Origin of the sequence: Candidatus Spongiihabitans sp. (assembly GCF_965247905.1) — a bacterium.
Taxonomy (GTDB): Bacteria; Pseudomonadota; Gammaproteobacteria; order Arenicellales; family Poriferihabitantaceae; genus Spongiihabitans.
This window is the reverse complement of the sequence record NZ_OZ252047.1, coordinates 1,115,733-1,134,867: the sequence shown is the minus strand read 5'-3', so window position 1 is coordinate 1,134,867 and position 19,135 is coordinate 1,115,733. Positions and strand designations below refer to the sequence as shown.

20 protein-coding genes and 1 pseudogene are annotated in these 19,135 nt (G+C 49.0%); all 21 read left to right on the top strand.

What is annotated here, in order from left to right:
- Positions 1-943 precede the first annotated feature (943 nt).
- Positions 944-1,228, top strand: a complete 285-nt coding sequence (locus ACP158_RS05765) for a hypothetical protein (RefSeq protein WP_424947993.1) — start codon at positions 944-946, stop codon at positions 1,226-1,228.
- Positions 1,229-1,428: 200 nt separating this feature from the next.
- The gene (locus ACP158_RS05760; protein ID WP_424947992.1) at positions 1,429-1,665 is read left to right on the top strand and encodes a DUF1902 domain-containing protein; all 237 of its coding nucleotides are present in this window, start codon (positions 1,429-1,431) and stop codon (positions 1,663-1,665) included.
- A gap of 161 nt (positions 1,666-1,826) precedes the next feature.
- Positions 1,827-2,387, top strand: a complete 561-nt coding sequence (locus tag ACP158_RS05755; protein ID WP_424947991.1) for a DUF4372 domain-containing protein — start codon at positions 1,827-1,829, stop codon at positions 2,385-2,387.
- Positions 2,384-2,431: pseudogene (locus tag ACP158_RS05750) on the top strand (hypothetical protein); the annotation flags it as partial. The gene ACP158_RS05755 and the pseudogene ACP158_RS05750, both read left to right, overlap by 4 nt.
- Positions 2,432-2,620 carry a hypothetical protein gene (locus tag ACP158_RS05745; RefSeq protein ID WP_424948498.1) on the top strand — a complete coding sequence of 63 codons (189 nt, stop codon included), beginning with the start codon at positions 2,432-2,434 and terminating at the stop codon, positions 2,618-2,620.
- A gap of 248 nt (positions 2,621-2,868) precedes the next feature.
- Entirely contained in the window at positions 2,869-3,768 is a 900-nt protein-coding gene (locus ACP158_RS05740) for an ATP-grasp fold amidoligase family protein (RefSeq protein ID WP_424947990.1), read from the top strand.
- Between the two features lie 8 nt (positions 3,769-3,776).
- Positions 3,777-4,373: a hypothetical protein gene (locus tag ACP158_RS05735; protein WP_424947989.1), complete on the top strand. Its 597-nt coding sequence runs from the start codon at positions 3,777-3,779 to the stop codon at positions 4,371-4,373.
- A gap of 5 nt (positions 4,374-4,378) precedes the next feature.
- Positions 4,379-4,747, top strand: coding sequence for a glycosyltransferase (locus tag ACP158_RS05730; RefSeq protein ID WP_424947988.1), 369 nt, complete (start codon positions 4,379-4,381; stop codon positions 4,745-4,747).
- A gap of 7 nt (positions 4,748-4,754) precedes the next feature.
- Complete coding sequence (locus tag ACP158_RS05725; protein WP_424947987.1) at positions 4,755-5,714, top strand: glycosyltransferase; 960 nt, start codon at positions 4,755-4,757, stop codon at positions 5,712-5,714.
- Positions 5,715-5,739: 25 nt separating this feature from the next.
- A complete protein-coding gene (locus ACP158_RS05720) occupies positions 5,740-6,363 on the top strand; it encodes a hypothetical protein (protein ID WP_424947986.1) in 624 nt (207 codons plus the stop codon).
- Between the two features lie 276 nt (positions 6,364-6,639).
- On the top strand, positions 6,640-7,542 hold the full coding sequence (locus ACP158_RS05715) for a nucleotidyltransferase domain-containing protein (protein WP_424947985.1): 903 nt from the start codon (positions 6,640-6,642) through the stop codon (positions 7,540-7,542).
- Positions 7,539-8,156: a hypothetical protein gene (locus tag ACP158_RS05710; protein WP_424947984.1), complete on the top strand. Its 618-nt coding sequence runs from the start codon at positions 7,539-7,541 to the stop codon at positions 8,154-8,156. The genes ACP158_RS05715 and ACP158_RS05710 overlap by 4 nt, the downstream gene beginning before the upstream one ends.
- A gap of 121 nt (positions 8,157-8,277) precedes the next feature.
- On the top strand, positions 8,278-9,255 hold the full coding sequence (locus ACP158_RS05705; RefSeq protein WP_424947983.1) for an ABC transporter permease: 978 nt from the start codon (positions 8,278-8,280) through the stop codon (positions 9,253-9,255).
- 22 nt (positions 9,256-9,277) lie between these two features.
- Positions 9,278-10,222: an ABC transporter permease gene (locus tag ACP158_RS05700; RefSeq protein ID WP_424947982.1), complete on the top strand. Its 945-nt coding sequence runs from the start codon at positions 9,278-9,280 to the stop codon at positions 10,220-10,222.
- 17 nt (positions 10,223-10,239) lie between these two features.
- The gene (locus ACP158_RS05695; RefSeq protein WP_424947981.1) at positions 10,240-11,202 is read left to right on the top strand and encodes an ABC transporter ATP-binding protein; all 963 of its coding nucleotides are present in this window, start codon (positions 10,240-10,242) and stop codon (positions 11,200-11,202) included.
- Between the two features lie 5 nt (positions 11,203-11,207).
- Positions 11,208-12,254 (top strand): ABC transporter ATP-binding protein, encoded by a 1,047-nt coding sequence (locus tag ACP158_RS05690; protein WP_424947980.1) that lies wholly within the window; start codon positions 11,208-11,210, stop codon positions 12,252-12,254.
- Positions 12,255-12,304: 50 nt separating this feature from the next.
- Positions 12,305-14,371: a hypothetical protein gene (locus ACP158_RS05685; RefSeq protein WP_424947979.1), complete on the top strand. Its 2,067-nt coding sequence runs from the start codon at positions 12,305-12,307 to the stop codon at positions 14,369-14,371.
- Positions 14,372-14,590: 219 nt separating this feature from the next.
- Entirely contained in the window at positions 14,591-14,986 is a 396-nt protein-coding gene (locus tag ACP158_RS05680; RefSeq protein WP_424947978.1) for a hypothetical protein, read from the top strand.
- Complete coding sequence (locus ACP158_RS05675; protein WP_424947977.1) at positions 14,970-15,683, top strand: Hsp70 family protein; 714 nt, start codon at positions 14,970-14,972, stop codon at positions 15,681-15,683. The genes ACP158_RS05680 and ACP158_RS05675 overlap by 17 nt, the downstream gene beginning before the upstream one ends.
- Positions 15,611-17,503 (top strand): Hsp70 family protein, encoded by a 1,893-nt coding sequence (locus ACP158_RS05670; protein ID WP_424947976.1) that lies wholly within the window; start codon positions 15,611-15,613, stop codon positions 17,501-17,503. Before ACP158_RS05675 ends, ACP158_RS05670 begins: the two co-directional genes overlap by 73 nt.
- 131 nt (positions 17,504-17,634) lie before the next feature.
- Positions 17,635-18,888 carry an AAA family ATPase gene (locus ACP158_RS05665; RefSeq protein WP_424947975.1) on the top strand — a complete coding sequence of 418 codons (1,254 nt, stop codon included), beginning with the start codon at positions 17,635-17,637 and terminating at the stop codon, positions 18,886-18,888.
- The last annotated feature ends 247 nt before the right edge of the window (positions 18,889-19,135 follow it).

Below are 19,135 nucleotides of genomic sequence, written 5' to 3'. Positions count from 1 at the left end.
GGGCATACACGGTTGCGGTTCGCCATCACAGGATGACGGATTTTCTAATCGAGGATTGCAAGGACAGATACTACTTGACGCGGTTAAACACGTCGAAAGTCATTCCAAAGAATCGCCAACCTGCCCGATGTGCGATACTGCTATCAAAGATTCGAAAAATTTTAAGCGGCACTTAAAAAAGTGCCCAATGCGTAAGGTGTGGTTTCCGAGAGATTCCCAGTATTAACCAGCGTAGCCGGACACTAAAACGGTGTTGCCGCGGCGAAGCCGCGAATAATGATAAGGGCTAACGCCGCTGATTTAATAACTGGATTACCCGATTTGTCCAGTTATGTGGTAGCATCATACAAATTCTGGCCAGTGAGTCGGGTTCGTAATAGCCCATTCACAGTGCCGAGCGTCCAATTTACGCCGCCGCGCGAAATAGGCGAAGTGTCATCGTAAAAATCAAACAACCATCGCACAAGAGGAGTTGACAAATGAAATCTAACTATCCTTTTCAAGAAGATTGGCCGGTCGAGGGCTTTCTCCTTAATAAAGACCTCGGCAAATTTGCTCAGATAAGGGCTGTCTCAACCTGTCGAGCTAGGCCTCCTTACAAAGGGTATCCGCAAACAATACCGGGCCGCTCCAGCTATGACTGGTGGGAAGTGTGTCTTTGTTTCCGACCCTATAGCGCGAAGCGCATATCAGACGGACCGCATATAACGATAACAGGCAAGTCTGGTCGTACATTAAGAGAGAGAGATTTCAGTCGCTGCATTGCAAGATTTAAAACCGAGGATGAAGCGTATGCCTTCATTCACAAGTTGCATCAAAGTGAGAAGAAGGCGAATTTTTGGAACGAATAAGAGTTGCAAGGGTGTCGTTTGGATGTAATGAACAAGATGTTGTGGGAAAAATCCGATTGTTGTTAACTTCATAAATCTATGAGGTAATTGTTATGAATATCAAAAAAGACGGTAAAGGTCAGAAATATATTGACTGGTTTGTTGGTGAGGGTGGCGGCAAACGAGCTTGGATACAACATAGAGAGCCTGATAAGGACTGGGCTAACGCGCTAAACGGGCGATACTTAAATGTCGCTCGTATTGATGAGATTGATAAGGGACCTGCTGGCAATGCTACAGATTTTCCAATTTTCAACAATATGCCGGATGAACAAATCTTGAAAGCTTTTGTGTTTTCAGTATCGTCAATTACAGGCCGTGAACTCGAAGATATTTGATAAATAGGTTCATCCAACCGGCAAGCAACACATAGACAATGCTTCCCGTCATCCTCGCCGGCAGGCGGGGATCCAGACGCGGCGTAGCCGCGGGCGGCGGCTTTGCCGCCGCGATATTCTATGCAGGAATGACATTGTTGTTATAAAATATCCATTTCAAGCAGTAATACTTCATATTTCTAAAGCGAGGGGAATCACTAATGAAACAAACAACCATAGCCGTTCATGCGGTATGGGATGAAGATGCACATGTTTGGACGGCAACCAGCACTGATTTGCCTAGGCTGGTGGTGGAAGTCGCATCCCTCGACGAACTCGATGAAGAAGTGAAAACGTTAGTACCGAAACTGATCACTTTGCAAAAAAAGCCCACAGCAAAAGAAGTGCTGATATCAATGTCTCATGAATTAGTAACAAGTGTGCCAGCAATGGTGTAATTGATAGATTGTTTTACGGAAGGCTACTACAAGGATGTCGTTAAGGTTATAAAGAAGATCACTGCTGTCCCATTAACAGACAAAAAAGATGGTCTGATTCGCTCTGAATTGATACAATGAGATGGCACACAACTTATTGAATCAACTAGGAGAATCAGACCATGGCGCATTGTAACACAGTTTTATCGCAGATCCTCAAATGGGCGCCGAGACATGAATTCGAGAGCCTCGCCAAACGGCATCATAGTGGCCGCTCGTTCCGTGTCGCGTCGCGTTGGGCGCAGTTCGTCGGCCTGTTTATGGCGCAGGTGACCGGCCGCGACAGCTTGCGCGACCTCGTCGACAACCTGGATGCTCAGGCGCATCGACTGTATCACTTGGGCGGCGTCGGCCTGTCCCGCTCCAGCCTGGCGCGCATCAACCAGGACAAGCCTTATACGTTGTACGAGGCACTGTTTGGGAAGGGGTTGCGACGTTGCCAAGGGGTCGCGCCCGGCCATAAGTTTCGTTTCAAGAACCCGCTGTATTCGCTTGATGCCAGCACCATCAAGTTGTGCCTCTCGGCCTTCCCGTGGGCCGATTTCCGAACGACCAAGGGGGCGGTCAAGCTACATGTCGGGCTGAACCACCGCGGTTGCCTGCCCGAGTTCGCAGCCATCACCGACGGCAAAACCAGCGACCTCGCTATCGGGCGCGCGCTGCGTTTCCCCAAGGAAGCATAGTCGCCATCGACCGCGGATATAACGACTATGGCTGGTATAAACAGTTGAATGACAAAGGCATATTCTTTGTCACTCGCATCAAGAAAGACGCGGCGTATCGCGTTGTCGGTCGCGCCGCGGTGTTGAAGAGCAAGGGATTGACATGCGATCAGCGCATCGTGTTCACCGGCGTCAAGGCATCCAGACAATGCCCCATTCCCAGCTTCAATCGCAATCAATCCTCGTTGCTGTGAAAGTTAATGGGACAGCAGTGAAAGAAGATGGTTATTATGGCTTTATCCGTGGTGTGGCATATATTGCAATATCAAGCGACCGGGTCGTGAGAGAAAGCGAATCAACATGAGGTATCAAAAAAATGAGTGACGACAACCATAAACAGGGCACGCGAGCAAAAGGAGAACCCAGGTATACCGCGCAAAATTATAATGAAAATCGTTAACAAGATATATGAACATTGGTGCGGGCGGGCGTGGGTAAATCAATGAAGCCCGCCAAGTATTTTTTATATCGGTGCCTGTCGAGAAAAATGCACTACCTGTTCTCGGACAAAACCGTAATCGAGGGGATGTTCCGCGAGGTTTTTGGTCGCGAGTTGGACCTTGCCAACCCGGTAACCTTCAACGAAAAATTACAATGGATGAAACTCTATGATAGAGATCCGTTGAAGGTGCAATGTGCGGACAAATATGCCGTGCGTGAGTATGTCAGGCAAAAAGGTTTCGGGCACATTCTCAACGAACTCTACGATGTGTATGAGACCGTCGGTGAAATCGATTTTGATTCACTGCCAGACTCATATGTTCTCAAAGCAACCCACGGTAGCGGTTGGAATGTGTTGGTCAAAGACGGATTGGTAACTATCGGCAGGCAAACGCGCGATCTCAAGACCGCCAGAAGCCGGTTAAAAAAGTGGCTGAGGAAAAGTCAATACATTCGCTACCGGGAATGGTGTTACAAAGATATTCAACCGCGTATCGTCTGCGAGAAGTATCTGGAATCTGGCGACGGCTCCGATGGCGCGCCTGCTGATTACAAGATTTATTGTTTTCACGGCAAACCGAAAGCAATACAAGTGATAGTGGGTCGTTCAGTCAGCCCCCAACAGGCGTTTTATGATGTTCACTGGCAGAAAATCGATCTTATCTCTGTCACTTACCCGCCGTGTCATAGAGAAATAGAGGCACCCGGGTGTCTGAAAGAAATGCTGGAAATTTCCACTGCACTTTCCAGCGAGTTTCTGTATGTTCGCGTTGATTTGTATGACTTGGATGGCAAGCCGATTTTTGGCGAAATGAGTTTTTACCCTGGGAGTGGGCTTTTACAATTCACGCCAACATGCTACGACATCGAGTTTGGAAAGATCCTGAAACTGCCGCTCTGAAATCAACCATGCTGTTCATTCCTTTTCGACGCTGGCGAAAATCCATCGGCGGACCAACAACCTTTATGCGCAACTTGCAGTGCTATCTGGATGAAGAACGGCATCCGTATCGCTCGGTTTATCTGTGGGGCGATTCGATTTTCTTCCCGATTCACTTCAACCCGGCGAAAGTCCGGCGCATCAAAAAACGCGGCGGTAAAGTCATACAACGGCTTGACGGTTGCCACACGCACTCGGACGGCAGCGAGGATATTGAGCGGAATCAGCGGTTGTCGGAAAACTACCGTCACCTTGCGGACTTCATCATTTTCCAGAGCAAATACAGTAAAACGCTCTGTGCGACACTACTCGGCGATACAACCGCGCCTTCGACGATTATTTACAACGGCGTGAACTCGGATATCTTTTTTCCCGCCAAACAACCCCTTGCCACAAACAGGCCCATCGAGTTTGTGGTTACCGGTAATTTCAGGTCGTCCGTGATGTTGCAACCCATCCTTGACGCATTGGATTTACTGCAACACCAGTTCGACTTTCGTCTGCATATCTGCGGACCAATCACTACCCCCCCCCAGAAAATCAATATGTTGTACAGCATGGCGTAAAGGGCATGCGGCAGATCGCCGCGCTACTTCGGCGTTGTCATGTCTTCCTGTTTTCGCAGGTCAATCCGCCATGTCCGAACGCCGTGCTTGAAGCGGTTGCCACCGGCCTGCCGGTCGTCAGTTTTGATAGCGGCTCAGCCGCTGAATTGCTGCCGTTTTCGACCGAACTGCTTGCGCCGGTTGCATCCGACAATGTGTTTCAACAACTCGCCGATTTACGCGCCGAAGTTTTAGCCGACAAAATCACGCTGGCGGTGGAAAACCTGCCGAGATTTCAGTCTGTCGCACGGGAACACGCAAACGACTATGCGTTCGCCCGATGCGGATACGCCTACCGTGAAGTGTTTGCACGTGTGTTGAACGGCCGAGTTTGAACACAACATGAAACAAATTGTCGGCATATTGTTGGTTAAAAATGAGGACCTTCACATTGAGTGGGTCATCAGGAACATTTTCGATTTTTGCGACCACATCATCGTGCTGGATAACTACTCGACCGATGACACCTACGCGATAATCGAGCGGCTGGCCGCCAATACCGACAAGATCGATTTGCGCAAATGGAAAAACCCGCACGCGTCTCAGAGTGTGTTATCCGCCTACTACGGCACCGACACCTGGGTATTCGGCGTGGACGGCGATGAGGTCTATGACCCGAACGATCTTGCCACCCTGCGCAAACGCATCTTCGCCGGCGAGTTTGACCGCGTGTGGTGGTTGCGCGGCAACTTCCACAACTGCGTGAGTTTAGATTTGAACGCGCAAATGGCGCAGGGTTATCCCGCACCACCAGCCGCCTGCCCGGTAAAACTATTCAATTTCAAACTCATTAGTGGGTGGAAAGACGAACACCGCAGGCAACGACTACACGGATACCCGATTTTTGCCAGCGGTCAGAGCACAGTCGTTCTGTTTGCCTTTGTCGGTGATATGTCTTCTTGGGAGGGATCACAACTTAAATGTCTTCACTTGTGCTTTATAGCGCGCAGTAGTTCCGGCGAGTTCAAACAACTGTTCAGATTAAAGCATCTGAAACGCCGTTTGTTCCGAAAAACATCACAAATACGCCACACGGTTCGCGCCAATCCCCACGGCGCCGTTGCAGGCAGGTTGAAACGGTGCGCAGTCGGCGAAATAGTTGGCAGGGACATATCGGGTTTTCTCGGGCATGTTCCAGAAGCGTTTGACAATAGTTTCACGCATCCCGTGCCAAGTCTGACCGAACAATTACGGCAAGGCAGCGGCATGCAACTGCCGGCGGTGTTGCATCTTGCCAATGGCGAGACCATTACCTGTTTGCGATGGATACAAAAAAAATTCAAATCAATCGCGGGTATTTGATGGTCAATGGCAGTCCAAATCGGTATTGGTAAAACTGCTGTTGGGTAATTACCGAAGTGCATACCGCGCGTGGCGCGAGCAAGACGGACACCGCATCTTGACCGCGTTGAATATAAAAACTCCGCAGTTGTATTTTTGCGGTCGTTGCGATGGCGGACATGCCGTGGTGTTTGAATTTTTGCAGGCGCAAACATTGCATGAACTTTGGCAAAAGCAACCGTCATGCCGTACACAAATTGCTGAATGGAGTATCAATTTGTTTGTGAAATTGCATCGCAATGGCTATCGGCATATTGATTTTCATCTCAACAATTTTTTGGCGGTGGATGATGTTTTTTATGTGGTGGATACGCGTTCAATCCGCAAAGTGTCACACTCGTTGCGAACGGGAACTTTGTTGCGCGTGTCAAAAAAATATGGACGCTGGCAACGGCACAATCTCGTACAATGTTTCGCACAATTTGATTCAGCGATGGGTGAAGTGATGATGGATGCGCTCAAACGGAAATACCCGGCGGCGGCGAATGATCCAAAACTCGCGCCTGCGATAATATTCAAGGTGAAGTTGCGCGCCGAACGCCACGCGAAACCGGGGCGGATTCGCCAATTGTTTAGAAAGATCGGCTGTTTGATTTGGCGGGAAAAATAGCCGCATTCAGCTCTTTTTTCTCTAGCCGTTCGAGGAACAAGGTAGTGAGCATGTTAGAATTTCTGATTATGGCACAAAAAAAGACAAATCAACATGAAATTCTGAAAGAGAAAATGGGACGGTTTGGGGTTTCCATGCAGTTCGTGAGTAGTGAGTATTAGAAAGATGGGCGTAGCCTCTGGATAACTAAAAACAAGATAAAATAACAAGGTTATGACGTATTTAGAATGTTTGGAAAATCACGCGAAACTTCAGCAAAGAGTGGCAAATTCAAAATTGAAGTTAGAAGATGTTCGCGAAGCGGTTTCAAAACGCTTGGTAGAAAAGCCAAACCATTATAGTGTTTTTTGTTGTGGCTCTTTGGCTAGAGGAGATTTTGGTAGAACCTCCGATTTAGACATTTTTGTTTTCTCGAAAAAAGACGAGGATAAGTGGACAAGGCTAAGTGACATAGAACTGCTTTCCGAATTAATTTTCGTAAACAAAGAGTTGGGGTTTCCCGAATTCAGCAACGATGGGATGTTTCTGAAAGTTCTTTCTTTTCCTGAAATGACAAAATCGATAGGGTGCCCCAAAGATGATGAGAAGAATCTCTTTACCAGCAGAATGTTAATGCTGTTAGAAAGCAGACCTGTGTTCAACGATGTTCTCTATGATTCGCAAATGGATGAAATTGTTGGTTTGTATTTTCGTGATGACGTTGATCGGCGTTCTTTTAAGCCACTTTTTCTGTTGAACGATCTTCTGAGATTTTGGAGAACCCTTTGTCTTAACTATGAAATTATCAGAAATGACAAGACAAAACCTTTTCGTAAAAAAAATATTAATCTCAAATTTAGCCGAATGTTAACCGTATTTGCGACCATCCTGCCCATCATATCTAAACACCAGTGTAGTAAAGAAGATGTGTTGAGTCTTTGCAAACAAACTCCACTGACACGGCTTGCTGTTGGGCTAGACAATATAAGAGACGATAAACTGCTTGCTGGGTTTGATGCGTTTTTAGATCATTACGAGTTCTTCCTAAATCAAAAAGAAAACATGTCGGACAAGCCAGCCATGGAAACGAAAGAAAAAGAGGAGATAAATGCAACTGCTATAAAATTTTCAGGCTTTTTGTACAAGTGCTTAAGCCATCGTAAAATACAGGAAGAATACAGGAAATATTTGGTTTTATGAGCGGAAATAAATTCCTGTTTATCAAGATTCTTGACGAAGAATTAGTGATACTATTTCAAGGGCTGAAATCGATTTTCAATGACCAGGAAGCAACTTCGCCGGTCCATATTACGGTTAAAGGACCACAAAAAAGCAACTTCAAAGTAACCTCATTTAATAACTTTTCTGACAGAGACCATCCGTTGGTCATCTCTCAAAGCAGTTGCTTTTCTTACTCAAGAAAATACTTTGTCCATTTTAAAGTACAGATACCTGAAATGGGAAAGTACCAACTGTGGTACAAACCCACGTTTCCAACCGAGAAAAATCCCCACATCACCGTTTGCGAAACAAGCGACGAGGATTTTTCCAAGGATATTGTCAGGTTTTTAAATAAGGAAGTGGATGATTTGTTATGCAGGGACTACGAATTCCTCCAATACATACCGTCACAACATGACATTGTTCTTGCAATGGGCATGGAAAAAACGAGAAATATCGATGATGCAGGCATACCTAATTTAATTAATATTGGAAAAGTAAGGAAAGGATTGTTTGCAAGAGCTCGCAAGATCAAGGCAAAACATGTTGATCTCGCAAACCGTGAGAAGCAAACAACCCTTCATGCGAACTAAAAGACTGTACGGCATTCTGTGTCAAAGTAAAACCGCCTAATCTGTCTCATCACAGATCGGAGATATTCAAAAAACATTTTTTCACTTAATCTTTTTATTTAAGCCAGGAATAATTTAGTCCATGTTCGCGTTTCTCGTCAGAAGGCTGGGGCAGGCCGTGGTGGTCATGCTGGTTATCAGCGCGCTCAGTTTTTCGATCCAGGATGAGTTGGGCGATCCGTTGCGCGAACTGGTGGGACAATCGGTCTCCGAAGCAGTCCGTAATGAATTGCGCGAAGAAATGGGGCTGAATGACCCGTTTTTGGTGCAGTACTGGCGGTTTTTAAAGAACGCGGTTCGCGGCGATCTCGGCACCTCCTATTTTTTCAAGCGCCCGGCCTTGGAAGTCATTATGGACAAACTGCCGGCAACCATTGATTTGGTGGTCGCGGCGACTTTCTGGATTCTGGCCTTTTCCATCCCGGTCGGGGTTTTCGCGGCGATTCGACCTAACCACTTGTTTTCAAAACTGGCCATGGGGTTCAGCATCGTCGGCATTTCCATCCCGGTGTTCCTAACCGCCATATTCCTGATTTATCTGTTTGCAGTCGAATTGGGATGGCTGCCGTCCTATGGCCGGGGGGACACGTTGATTATTTTTGGAGACTGGGAGACCAGCCTGATGACGATCGATGGACTGACCCATTTATTGTTGCCGAGCATTTCTCTGGCATCGGTCATCCTACCGCTGTTTGTGCGCATGATCCGATCCGAAATGATGGAAGTGCTGGAATCGGAATACGTCAAATTCGCCTGGGCAAAAGGGTTGAAAAAACGCCGCATCTGGATGCTGCATGCGTTCAAGAATACGCTGCTGCCGGTCATCACCGTGGGCGGCGTGCAACTCGGCGTCATGGTCGCCTACACCATCCTCACCGAGACCGTGTTCCAGTGGCCCGGCATGGGCTTCATGTTTCTCGAAGCCATCAACCGCGTCGACACGCCGCTAATCGTCGCCTATCTCATCGTGGTCGGGCTGATTTTCGTGATTACCAATACGGTGGTGGATATTATCTACGGATTAGTTAATCCAACGGTAAAGTTAATCGGCCAACAATGACAATCTGGAATGGCAATCGGCAATGACCAGTAGCGCTTTCGAGACCCGGTTAGACCTCTGGCAGCGAATCAAAAATTCGCTGGTGTACCACAGCTTTATCCGCAATCGTACCGCGATGGCCAGTGCGGCGGTGCTGCTGGTTTTCATGCTAGTCGCGGTTACCGCACCCGTGCTCGCGCCTTACAACCCGTGGGATCAAACCCAGTTTGACATCATGGATTCGGAACTTCCGCCGCTCGGCAGCGTGGGCGCAGATTCGCGCTTTTTGCTCGGCACTGACGCCATGGGCCGGGATATGCTCAGCACCATGCTGTATGGCACCGGAATATCCATCGCCATCGGCATTTTCGCGACCCTCCTGCAATGCCTGATCGGCGTATCGATCGGCCTGGTGGCCGGTTACTTCGGCGGTCGGCTGGACAGTTTCTTGATGCGCTTTGCCGACATTCAGTTGTCTTTTACCACCTTGATGGTGGCCATCATCATCCTCGCCGTATTCCAGGCCACGGCTGGACTTGCGTTTTACAACGACTTCGCGCTGCTGGTCATCGTGCTGGTCATTGGCATCGCCGAATGGCCGCAGTACGCCCGAACGGTGCGCGCCTGCGTGCTGGCGGAGAAGAAAAAGGAATACGTCGATGCGGCCCGGGTCATCGGCCTCAAACCAATGACCATCGTCTATCGGCATATCCTGCCGAATACCTTTTCGCCGCTGCTGGTGATTTCCACGGTGCAAGTGGCCAATGCCATTATCACCGAAGCGGCGTTGTCATTCCTCGGGCTGGGCATGCCGATCACCAAGCCGTCGCTCGGCTCACTGATTCGCAACGGCTTTGAATTCATCTTCAGCGGCTCGTGGTGGATCACGGCATTTCCGGCGCTGATATTGATTGTGCTGATCCTGGCAATCAACCTGCTCGGCGACTGGCTGCGCGACGTGCTCAACCCGAAAATGTACGACAACTGACAAAACGGTCGCGCTCTATGGCATTGCTCAGCGTTAAAAATCTGGAAGTGGTGTTTCCGCTTAGGAGCGGTTTGGTGACCGCGATCAAGGACGTGAGTTTCGATCTTGAACCGAGCGAGCGCATCGGCATTGTCGGCGAGAGCGGCGCCGGCAAGTCCATTTCCGCGTTTGCTATCTTGAACTTAATCAGCAAGCCCGGCTATCTGTCCGCGGGCAGTATCGTGTTCAAGGGCCAGGACCTCGCCAGACTGGGCGAAGAAGAAATGCGACAGATTCGCGGCAACGAAATCAGCATGATATTCCAGGACCCGATGATGACCCTGAACCCGGTGCTGACCATCGGCACGCAAATGGAAGAAACCATCCTGGCGCATAAAAACCTGAGCCGCCGGGCGGCGCGAAAAATTTCGGTGGCTAAATTGAAGGCGGTGCAAATACCTTCCGCAGAGACGCGCCTGGCGCAATACCCCCATGAATTGTCTGGCGGTATGCGCCAGCGCGTGGTCATCGCCATCGCGCTGTTGAGCGACCCGCGCATCATTATCGCCGACGAGCCGACCACCGCGCTGGATGTGACTATCCAGGCGGAGATTCTGGAGTTGCTGCTGACGCTGTGCAATGATTTCGAGGTCGGCTTGATTTTGATTACCCATGACCTGGGCGTGGTTGCGCAAGTGACCCAGCGTATTCTGGTGATGTATGCCGGACGGATTATTGAACAAGGGCCGACCCATCAGGTTATCGCCCGGCCAATGCACCCGTACACCCAGGGGCTGCTGGGGGCGTTGCCGGAAAAGACCCGTCCGGGCCAGCGGCTGAATCAGATTCCCGGGGTAATGCCGTCGCTGCAGGAGATTCCGGATGGATGCCCGTTCCACAATCGTTGCGACTACGCGCAGGCCGTGTGCAAAGTGGATTTGCCGGCGCTGGGCGGCAAGGGTGCACGCGCGGTCGCCTGTCACTTTCCCCTTAATCAATAACTCAGATGCCGCAACCCCAATCAAATATCCCGCCAAATACCCTGCTCTCGGTAAAGAAATTAAACAAGGAGTTCAACGTCTCTGGCGGGCTGCTTGACCAGTTATCGTTCCGGCACGGCAGGCTAATACGTAAAAAAGAGTCGGTACAGGCGATCAACGGCATCTCTTTGGATATCGTGAAAGGGGAGGCGTTATGCCTGGTCGGTGAAAGCGGCTGCGGCAAAACCACCGTCGGGCGCATCATCATGGGCTTGCTGTCGCCTTCCAAAGGCACGGTTCACTACCTTGATAAGCGTATCGACAATCTTGGCCGAGCCCAATTACTGCCCTATCGCAAGCGCATGCAGATGATTTTTCAGAATCCGTATGCGTCGCTCAATCCCCGAAAAACCGTGGCCACGACCTTGCTCGAACCAGTCCGGTTTCATTTCCCGACAATGCCCGCGGCGCAGCAACGGCAAAAGGTCGAGCAGGTGATGGAATCGGTCGGAGTCAATGCCAATTGGGGACCGCGGTTTCCGCATGAGTTTTCCGGCGGACAACGGCAGCGCATCAGCATCGCCCGGGCGCTGATGGTGGATCCGGAATTTATCGTTGCCGATGAGCCGATTTCGGCACTGGATGTCTCCATTCAGGCGCAGGTGCTGAACCTGCTGATGCAAGCGCGCGAAGATCGCGGCCTGACCTATTTGTTTATTACCCATGACCTGTCCGTGGTCGAGCATTTCGGCAGCCGGATCGCGGTCATGTATCTCGGCCGGATTTGCGAACTGGGGGTAACCGCAGAGGTGTTTTCGTCGCCGCGCCATCCCTATACCCAGGCGCTGCTGAGCGCCATTCCCAAGTTGGGTCAAAGCAATTTGGGGCGCAAATCAAAACACATCAAACTAAAAGGCGAAGTGCCAACCCCGATCAATCTGCCATCGGGCTGTGTGTTTCACGGCCGATGCCCGCATGCCAATCAGCGCTGCAGCAATGAAATTCCAGAACTGAATAACACCTCCAACGGCGTACAAATTGCCTGCCACGCGGTCGAAGAAAACAGAATCTGAAACGGCATAACACGCTGACAGATGAGCCAAAAATTCTATAAACTAAACGAATGTCAGCATTTCATTTACTGAAGATTCCGCCAGAATCGTCGCGCCCAGAAATTGACAATGCGCGCGAAGATGCGGGTTTTGACGCACGGGAATCCGAGGATATTTTACAAAAAGCGGTGGATACGTTGACCGCTCCTATGCCACGGCTACGCGAAGAAGTGTCCTATTTATGGGGCCTACCGATCCCTAAAATTGACGAACTAATCCATCTGGCGAAAACAGATATAGACGGAGGTTTGGTTTGTAAAGCAATGGAGAAAATGTCTTTGCCCGCGCTAACAAAAGCGAATATTGCTGCACATTTTTGCGGAGACGGTAATGTCGGCAATGCCAACATACTTGTAGATGCGCTGAATATGCTGATTATGGCACAAAAATCCATTGATGCAGACGATGTCGGTCAGATGATCAATCACGCCCGCAAAAAATCCGGGATCGTGCCTCCCGCCAAACCTGAACATGTTGCGGATGCACTTACAAAATTGCGTGAACAGAGACACATAAAATCGGCAATAAACGTGATTTTTCATGGGGAACAACCTGGCGCATTGGCAACCAAAATCACAGAAAAGTGGCAGTTTGACAAAACCGCGAGCGGACGTTTTGTGGTGGATTTGATTCGTGGTCTCTATAAACACCGGGTTGAGTCAATTTTGCGCCCGTTGGAAGAAGAAATTAACCACGCCGCCGATGTGTTACGGGACTCGCCCGGTGATGAGCAATCATTGCGGCTAATTGAACAAAATCTGTCCGAATGGGATGAGTATGCCCAACCGCTTCAACTTATTGACGAAGGAAAGGGTTTTGATGAAAAACGCTCAAGTGAGATTTGCGGCAAACTCCGTGACCTTGCCTTGGATCTCCACAACAACAAGGGTAAGTCCGAGATTTCTTTGCGAATCACCAAACTTCTAATCAAGGTTTTTATAGAATTGCCAGAAATGGCGGCGGCACTGGCGAAAGATTTCGATGCACTGGAAAAGATTGTCGGTGAAAAGCATCGGAATACCGAATTTAAAGAGCGATTACAGGCGTTTATGAATGCCGTAAAAAGCACCCAGAATAATTCGGGTAAAACTGCCGACTTGATTAACGCGCTTTCAGCACTACTAGATGACTATGCGGAATTGGCAAACGACGAGAAAATATGGAACATTGCCCGTAGCGTTGCGCTTGCGCTTCACAACAAACACGGCGCAACGCCCGCAGCACTACATGTGACAAAAGAGCTATTATCTTTAGCTGGGCGTTGTAATGCGCCTCAATGTATCTCCGATCAACTGTATGAAGACAGAAAATTTTTGGAAGTAATTCCGGTAAGAACCGTTGAAAAATCCCCCCGGTCAGGATGGTTTGGGATTATTATCGTCGTTGGTGCGGTTATTATTTATTCACTGTACCCAGGTGTTGTTCCGTTAAGGTACTTGTCAGCAGAAGTCAGGATTGAGAGGCAACTCATTGATGATTATGAACGCCGAAACCCTGGCGCTTTAGGCGACCTTGATGCGTTCCACAAAAACCTGATTGATGCAACCCCTGACCACAAGGCGAAGGTGTTGTCGGATTTGGCGAAAGGAAGCCAACTAACCGACGATGACCAGGTGGCGCTTAACAGGAAAATCAGCCTGCTTATAGGCGCGACCGACGCGCCTATCAAGATGATCACGGAGTTCTGGCAGCAATACGGGCCATTTCTCAAGTCAAAGGGAGTCAATCAAAAACAGTATCTTGACGCCAACCTGATTGCGCCCAGCACCGGCAAGCGTTATCAGTCATGGGGCAGGATGGCGGAGCGTCTCGCGCAAGACACTGGCCGCGACCCATCGGATTTTCAATATACGCAGTGGTTGGATGGACAGCCAGGGAAGTTCGAGCAGGGCGTGGATAGAACCATAGCCCGCAGTTTAAATTATGCGGCTAACATAGTCAGAGCTGCCGGCCAATTAGCCGGGGCGGTCGGGCTGGATAGCGCAGAATATGCGATTCATGGGGCTGCCGACTACCTTGACATTGACTATCCAAAGCATCTGGGCCTTGATTTGCATGAAAGGGACACCTCAAAATGAAGCATACACCTATAACAGGGTGCCGAATAAACTGCTTTTGTTCACATACGCCACCGGCAAAAACTACAGCACTGAGTGCAGAGTGTTTATGGATGATATGCGTGCGAATGGTTCGCCGGATTGGGATAATTACTCGGCTGGAGGAGGGTGGACTTATACGTTGAAACCTACAACAGATGGAAATTTTCGCCCCCAAAACATGAAAATAGAGGATTTTTAATGACCGAAGAAGAAGTCAAATCTTTAGCGATTGATTCCTTTCGGCTGATAGTTGCCAACGAACGAATTATCACCGATTTACCTCGCCCGAAGCAAAAGGCAGCGGAGGCAAAGATGCGCAACTTGCGGAATTTATTGCATTCCCATATCATCAAATTATTGCAGAATAACGATATCGAAATGGTTGTGTATGAAGGCAAGCCTTATGATGCTAATTACCCGCTTCGGGCAACCAACGCCGATGAATTCGCGGACGGTGAGAAACTGGTGGTGTGGGAAACGCTGGAACCCGCACTGGTGAAAGAGGGGCGGGTTTTGCACTTCGCCAAAGTGGTGCTGACTCGTGCCGAAGATTTTAACAAACAACAGGAGCAAAAAAATGTATCTGGGAATTGACCTTGGCACCTCCAACAGCGCTATCGTCGCGCACTTGGATGGCAAACTGCACATCGTGAAAACTGTGGACCAAGGAACGGATGTCCTGCCCTCGGTAATACATATTAACCGGAGCGGGACTAAATTTTATGGTCATCGTGCTTACCAACAACTTTTCCGAAATCCAGCCAACGCCACCGATGGTTTTAAGCGGCAGATGGGTACTTCGTGGAAAAAGGAATTTGCCGATGCGGGTGTAGTGATGAACGCCGAACAATGTAGTGCCGAAATCTTGCGGCAACTCACAGCGCAGGCGCGGGTGGCATACGGTGATCGCGATATTGCCGGCGCGGTGATTACCACACCGGCGGCGTTTAATCAAATGCAAATTGAGGCGACATATCGCGCCGCCGGCATGGCCGGTTTGGAGCAAATCGCGCTGTTGCAAGAGCCGGTGGCGGCGGCAATGGCGTCAGTTGCCGACAACAAAAACAAAGACGGATTGTTTCTGGTGTATGACATCGGTGGCGGCACTTTTGACTTGGCGTTAGTGCAAAGCACCAAAGGCAACATCAATATCCTGGGCATGAGGGCATTAACGCGTTGGGTGGACGCGATTTTGATCGTATTATCATCAATGGAATTGTGCGTCCCTGGTTATTGGAAAATTATGCGCTTGCAGCAGATTTTCAGAAAAACCCGAAATACGAAAAGATGATTCGTGTTGCACGGATGGCAACGGAAGCCGCAAAAGTTGAACTTTCCAAAAGCGAAAGCGCGACCATTTATATGTCGGAGGACGATCTGCGAGTTACCGATGATGACGGCGCGGATATTTTTATAGAAATTCCGATTGATCGACAACGGTTTGAAGAACTCATCGCCGACAAAATTGATGAAACCGTGTACTTGTCACGAAAGATTCTCAAAGACAACGGTTATGAATCCGGGGACCTGGATCGGGTGGTGTTTATCGGAGGCCCTTCCAAAATACCGACTCTACGAGAAAGAGTGTCGCATGAATTGGGGTTGCCCGCCGATCTGACCATCGATCCGATGACCGCGGTTGCCGTAGGCGCGGCGATTTTTTGCGAAGGTTTGGACTGGACCGACCAGAAAATCACGCGCAAAACAACGCGAGAGCGGACGATGACCGAAGGCGAGGTGAAACTGCAATACGACTATACAAGTCGTACGGCGGAAGATCGTGCCCGAATTCGCATTAAACCGCAGGATGACTCGGCAAGCGACGGGATGGAAATTCAGATTGACTCTAACAAAGGGTGGACCTCGGGACGCCGGAGTTTGGACGGCGGAACAACTATTGAATTGCCATTGGACAGTGATGGCGAAAACCATTTTCGCATTATGGCGTTTGATAAAAACGGCTCGTTGCTGAAAGACGCTGGGCGCGAAATTGTTATTAATCGCGTTGCCGCATCCGCTGGGTCTTTGCGATTAACGCACAACCTTGCGGCCATGATTGTTTCCGGCGAAGGCGACGAAATGGAAAATACTCTGTATATTTTTGCCGAAAAAGGCATTGCCTTGCCTGATAGTGGAGTGGTTGAAGGTTATCGCGCTACGAGAGATTTGCGCGATGGTGATGACCGCTTGCTTGTGCAGTTTTTTCAGCAACCCAAAGCGATCAATCCCACGCCCGGCGAACCGAATTTGTTTATCGGAAGTTGTGAAATTCAGCGAGAAAAAATTGACTCTGACATTTACAAGGGAGATGACTTGAGCATTCATTGGGATGTTAACGAAAGTGGCACCATGAGGTTCAAGGTTGAATTAGTGAAGTCGGGCGAAATTTCCAATGAAATTATCCTTCACGAATCCACCATTGGTTATGACGGCGAAGGCGGCGAGCATTTTGTCGGTGGCATGCTTGACGAAGCCAAAAAGGAATTGGTGGCTGCGGAAAAAATTTCCGCAACCGGTGATTCTCCGAGAATTCGCAAGATAAAAAATTCGCTTGATGAACAATCCGCGAATTTACAGAATGTCGCCGAAGGTGAAGAACGCCGCGGCATTGCCGAAAAAATTCGCGAACTTCGGCAAAAAATTGCCGCAATCCGTAACGATCCGCAAAATCGAATCGTCAATCTGAAATCAGATTTGCAAGAAACTGAAGAAAGTTTCAATGAAAATTGCCGAGAGAAAGCTGACGAACAAACCTGTCAACGGTTTGACGACCTCGCCCGGCAGGCACATGACGAGTTGAAAAGTGACGACATCCGCTATGACGATGCCAAAAGATCAATCAACGAAATGCACAATATCTATTGGCGGGAGTTATGGAGAAATCCCGGATTCATCGTGGACATGTTTAAACACGTGTCCGAGGAAAAACACACGGCGATTGACGCGGAAAAACATAATCAATTGGTAGAGACGGGCAAGGAAATGCTGAACGACAATGACATGGACGGCTTGAGGCGAGTGACGGGCGAATTGTTTGCCAATCAAATTCATTCGGGCGGTAGCGAACCACCCATAGACAACTCTAAATTCGGTGATATTATGCGGCGGTGACAAATTCAATTTTTCCATGGTTGTCGGTGGGTTTTGCCGTTGGCGAAAGTGCGGAAATTCGCCGAGTGTTGGCGACAGGCCCGAATGATGCGATCGTTTATCAGGTGTGCGATGCTGGCGGAGATGTTTGCTTGTTACTCAAAAAAGAGGGCATTTTGCCCACGACTATTACCGAAGCCGAATCATTCCTTAATATTACTTTTGACGAAACAGAGTTTGGCGGCGAATGTTTTTTGACCGCTCTTTTCGTCCGCGACAACGCACCGTTGCGTATTGCAGACATTCCTGATCGCACCGATTTTTCTTCTGCTTCACAATTGTGTGACTTGGCGGACCGGCTGGCGCAATTGGAAAATGCTTCCTGGAGCGATTCACTTTATTTTCCCGGAGCGCGACGGACAGTCGCGTTCGGCAAACCAGAGTCGGACGAGGAGCGTCGGCGGTTGGCGGTTCGGTTACTTACCGGCGGGGTCGGCGATCCTTCATTATCGCCAAAACAAATTAATGCCATTAACTCATGGATCGCTCCCGCCGAAATTCGTCGATTTTATCGCACGCTCGGAATAAGCGATAAGGGCATTGAGAAAATTAGAAATAAAACGGCACGTCCGCCGGAAGAATTCTCCTTGCCCGGACAACCAGCACTGGAAAAATTTTTCCAAGAGCAGGTAATTGACTATTATTATCGCCGCGAAGCATATGAAAAAATGGGCGTTCATCCAGAGCGCGGCATTTTATTGTATGGATTACCGGGCACGGGAAAGACCTACTCCGCACAGAAAATTGCTGAATTTTTAGGATGGGAAATGATTGAAATAGGCATGTCCGATGTCGGTTCTAAATATATTCATGAAACCAGTTTGCACATTCGCCGTAAGTTTGATGAGGCGCGCAAAAAAGCGCCTGCCATTATTTTCCTTGACGAGTTGGACGCATTAGGTGCCTCCCGCGAACTGTCTGGGCAAAATCACAAAATAGAGGAAATTAACGAACTGCTAAGGCAAGTAGAAAAGGCAGGCAAGGACGGGTTGCTGGTGATTGCCGCTACAAATCGTTTAAATGCGATAGATCCGGCACTGGTTCGGAAGGGAAGATTTGATAATCGCATCAAGGTTTGTTTCCCGGAAACAAAAGAAGTAGCGGTGGCTTTGGAGCATTGCTTGTCCACCTATCCATGCGCGGCCGGTTTGAATCTCGCAGACATTGCGGAAAAACTGACCGGACGCCCGCTTGCCGATGTCGCTTGGTTAGCGAACAAAGCTGGCCACATTGCGGTTAAAAGTGAAAAACCGCAAATAGATCAAGAATGTTTGGAGCAAGCAGTGAAGCTGCTTTCACCTGTAAGCAAAAGTAGCGAATTTATCGGTTTTCGTAAGTTATCGTGATCCGGAATTTTTCAGTGCGTGTCTCAAAGCCACCCATTTTTCTCGCTTCAGACGTATTTATTTACAAAACGAGGGGTGAATCTGGAGCGTGATACTGCGGAAATAATCCTGTCGAATAATTCCACACTGACAATCCCTTTGTCAACAAATAACCTCTTCTCAATACCCCGTTCCAATTCCAAGGCTGTAGAGTATCGGCACTTTCTGTAATCAACATAACTCAAATGTTTAACAAAATCATGGTCGC